Below are 3,596 nucleotides of genomic sequence, written 5' to 3' on the forward strand. Positions count from 1 at the left end.
GAAACCGCCCCCCAGGTGGATTATGCGCTGGCTTTGGTGCAGGCAATTCTGGGTGGAACCTTGCCCGCAAGTGTCGAAAAGGAACTGGCGGGGCTGCTGCACGATCTGGTCTGGCTGCTGAATGAGTTTGTGAAGGAGCCGTATATCAGGATGCATTGAGTGCGGCTGGAAGTTGATGAAGGCTGACTGATTTCAGGTTTGATAAGGGGCGGCGGTTGGCCCCTGAATGGGTTTGAGGGTGGGATTAGCATTGGGGGTTTCTGGTGTTGGATGTTGAATATGTAGAGAATATGGTTGTGCTTATGAGAAACAAGGGATGGCTGTTATGAGCAAAGAATGGAAATTTGCTCTTTTAACATCCTAAAAATTAAAAAATAATGGCCATTTATATCCAACCTCAAAAATTATCACAATAACAATATAAGATTTTTATAGGATAAACTAAGAAAAGGTAGATTATAATATCCTCTAATCTCAGGCTAAGAGTATTATGTTGAGTTCTCATTTTTTGGGGGGTGACAAAAAATTAGCACTCACATTTATAATCATTACATATAAATTATTTAAAATACATCACCCCTTTTATGCGAACGTCAATCAAGAGTTATTGAGATTTAACTTGATATATTTGAGTGAAATGTTAACCTAGAGATGGAAAATATTTCCTGTCATACTAACTTTTAAATTCAATGAGTATTGCTTGAATTTCAGACCCTATATCGCATTTTGGCCGTTTCGATGGGTTTTTAGGGGGAGTAGAGTACTTACAGTGTGGCAAACGAGATGTTATGACAATTTTATTCATCTAAAAAGGAATTATCATGCAATTTAAAAAATTAACAATATCTGATTGGCGCCAATTTAATGAGGTAAGCATAGACTTCCATAATAAAGTAACAGTGATCACTGGTTCTAATGGAGCAGGAAAATCGACTGTATTAAGGATATTAGCTAAGCATTTCTTATGGAATTGTGATTTTTTAGCGATGCCGTTTTACGATGAAGATAAGGGGATTAATGTTTTTACTAATACAGGCAAAAGCAATTCATCTACTGACATTAAACATAAAATAGGAGAAGTTGATTATTCAGACGAATTAGCATCCTCTATATATATAGAGGAAAACCCCAAAACAATAAACTATGATATAAACATTGAAAATATCAATCGCAACATTAAAGGGCTATTTATACATTCACATAGAGCATCGAATAACTACAAAATGACATCCGATATACCAACGGGTGTGATAAATGCAGAGAACTCCTATAAAAACCATTTAAGAGCATATAAACAACACATAGAAGACAGTTCATTTAACGGCAACCCAACGGTAGAAATGAAAAAATCACTGTTATCTATGGCTGCTTTGGGAGTTGGGAACAGCTATATAAAGAAAAACAAAAAATCAGAAAAAACATTTACTTCATTCATAGAAATACTAAAGATTACATTACCTAAGAACATTGGATTCAGAAATATAAGATTTGAAGTCCCAGATGTTATATTTGAGACAGACTCAGGTGATTTTATATTAGATTCTGCCTCTGGTGGAATCATGTCGATAATAGATATATCATGGCAGATATTACTTTACTCTCAAGATGTAAATCGTTTTACAGCACTAATTGATGAACCGGAAAACCATCTTCATCCAACAATGCAGCGCTCATTACTAAATGATCTGACAAAAGCATTTCCAAACGTTCAATTTATTGTTGTCACCCATAGTCCCTTCATAATTTCTTCAGTGAAAGACTCTAATGTTTATGCGTTAAAACATGATGACTCCAACAAAGTTAATTCTTACAAATTGGATTTAGAGGAAAAAGCATCAACTGCAAATAAAATATTAAGGGATGTTCTTGGGGTTTCAATAACTATTCCTCAGTGGGCAGAAGATGAACTTGATAAGATATGTTCAAGAATAAGCACACAAGAAATAAATGAAAATAGTTTAAATGAACTTAGAACTTCTTTAGATGAAGCGGGCTTGGGTGATTTTTACCCGGAGGCTCTTTATCATATAGTTGGTGGTAAAAAAAATGATTAAGCTAATGAAATCAATCGAACCAGATATCTTGTCTAGAAATTCTAAAAAATGGACTGACGCACACTTGTCAAATATAGCTTCTGGCGTAAATTCAAGTGATTATTTAAAAACCAGATACGCCCACCCTGAAATAAAAGAGCAGCTAATAAAAGAAACTAATGGAAAATGTGCGTATTGTGAAAGTAAACTATTACACATACATCATGGTGATGTTGAGCATATATATCCAAAATCATTAGATGAATCAAAGAGATTTTTGTGGGAAAATCTTACGTTATCATGTGAGATATGCAATCAAAATAAAACAAATCTTGATCCAAATTTAAATAGCATTCAAGATCCATATTCAGGCAATCCTGAAGAAGTAATTATTTTCTGTGGATCATTAGTTATTGGGTCTGGAATTAAAGGAATGTCAACGAATACAATATTAGCCCTTAACAGAAAACAGTTAGTAGAACAGAGGCAAGAAAAATTAGAGAAAATACTTTTAATTTTTAATCAAATATATACTAAGGCACTACCGCAAGCAGCAAGGCAAGCGATATATAACGATATGATCAAAAATGAAACCTCATCAGACAAAGAATATTCATCAATGGTGAAAAATGCAATCCAGCATATCAACAACGCTGTTCCAAATGATATAAAGAAAAAATAATATTTTTTTAAAAGTGCGTTTTTTTAATTGAACGCACTTTCATGGAATAGAAGCATAACATTCCTTTTTAAGTGGTCACGATCGCTATTTTATTCGAAAAACACCCGCCAATGACCAGAATAAAGTAATTGCTCCCATATATACGGATATTAATATTTGCGATTTCCCCTCAAATAATAACCATCCACCTACCCCCGCATATCAAACCCAGACCTCTGAAAATCCCGATACACCTCTGGATTACTAAACGCCGGAAACTTCGCTTTTTGAGCCGCCAATTTCACCGCCTCACAATACGCTTTGTTGCCCTTGCTGGTTGATATCTTCACCACCCTACCGTCCTGCGCAAATTCCATATGCAACCTGCATTTTTTACCCTTCCAGCGCTCTGGCTCAGCAAGGTTTGCGTTTACCGCAGCCCTTATTGCCCTCGTCTGCGCGCCCCATTCATCTTGCTCGTCCCAGCGGCCAGAACTGCAACGCCCTATTGCCTAGGTTTTGTGGCATCCCGAAGGCTGTAACAGCGCACAATCAGCCGCCAGCTGACCACTACTGCAAGCATGAACCTCTTCCCTGGCACTTCACGTGCTTCCTCTTCCAGAACGCTTATCCTCATGCACCCACTAAAATCCCTGTTGCGTTATTTCCCGCATTGCGGCTTATCAAACCATGGCAGTTAATTTTTCCCTACCTGGCACACAAAAAAGAGTCCGCCTCTCAGCGAACTCTTTCCCCATAACCCCGTCAACCCAGAGCGCCTACAACTCCCCAAACACCAGCACTCCATCCCTGTCCACCAGACTTTCATAAACCCTCTCGACGGCCCCCTTCACCTTCTCCGTCATCGGATAATAAAACCCGACAATATCCGGCTGGATCCC

General features: G+C 37.6%; 3 protein-coding genes. 2 read left to right on the forward strand and 1 reads right to left on the reverse strand.

What is annotated here, in order from left to right; translation table 11 throughout:
• Nucleotides 1-821: 821 nt before the first annotated feature.
• Nucleotides 822-2,054, forward strand: a complete 1,233-nt coding sequence (locus B3J29_RS06960) for an AAA family ATPase (RefSeq protein ID WP_032613519.1) — start codon at nucleotides 822-824, stop codon at nucleotides 2,052-2,054.
• Between the two features lie 4 nt (nucleotides 2,055-2,058).
• A complete protein-coding gene (locus B3J29_RS06965) occupies nucleotides 2,059-2,715 on the forward strand; it encodes an HNH endonuclease (RefSeq protein ID WP_286964689.1) in 657 nt (218 codons plus the stop codon).
• Between the two features lie 188 nt (nucleotides 2,716-2,903).
• Here B3J29_RS06965 and B3J29_RS15415 read toward each other — a convergent pair whose 3' ends face one another.
• A complete protein-coding gene (locus tag B3J29_RS15415; protein ID WP_414632199.1) occupies nucleotides 2,904-3,203 on the reverse strand; it encodes a cell envelope integrity TolA C-terminal domain-containing protein in 300 nt (99 codons plus the stop codon).
• Nucleotides 3,204-3,596: the final 393 nt, after the last annotated feature.

It is taken from the genome of Acinetobacter sp. UBA5984 (assembly GCF_002429925.1).
GTDB lineage: Bacteria > Pseudomonadota > Gammaproteobacteria > Pseudomonadales > Moraxellaceae > Acinetobacter > Acinetobacter variabilis.

Bases quoted from the DNA above. Each gene is read 5' to 3' on its own strand.
- B3J29_RS06960 (WP_032613519.1), top strand. From the start codon at position 822: ATGCAATTTAAAAAATTAACAATATCTGATTGGCGCCAATTTAATGAG.
- B3J29_RS06965 (WP_286964689.1), top strand. From the start codon at position 2,059: ATGAAATCAATCGAACCAGATATCTTGTCTAGAAATTCTAAAAAATGG.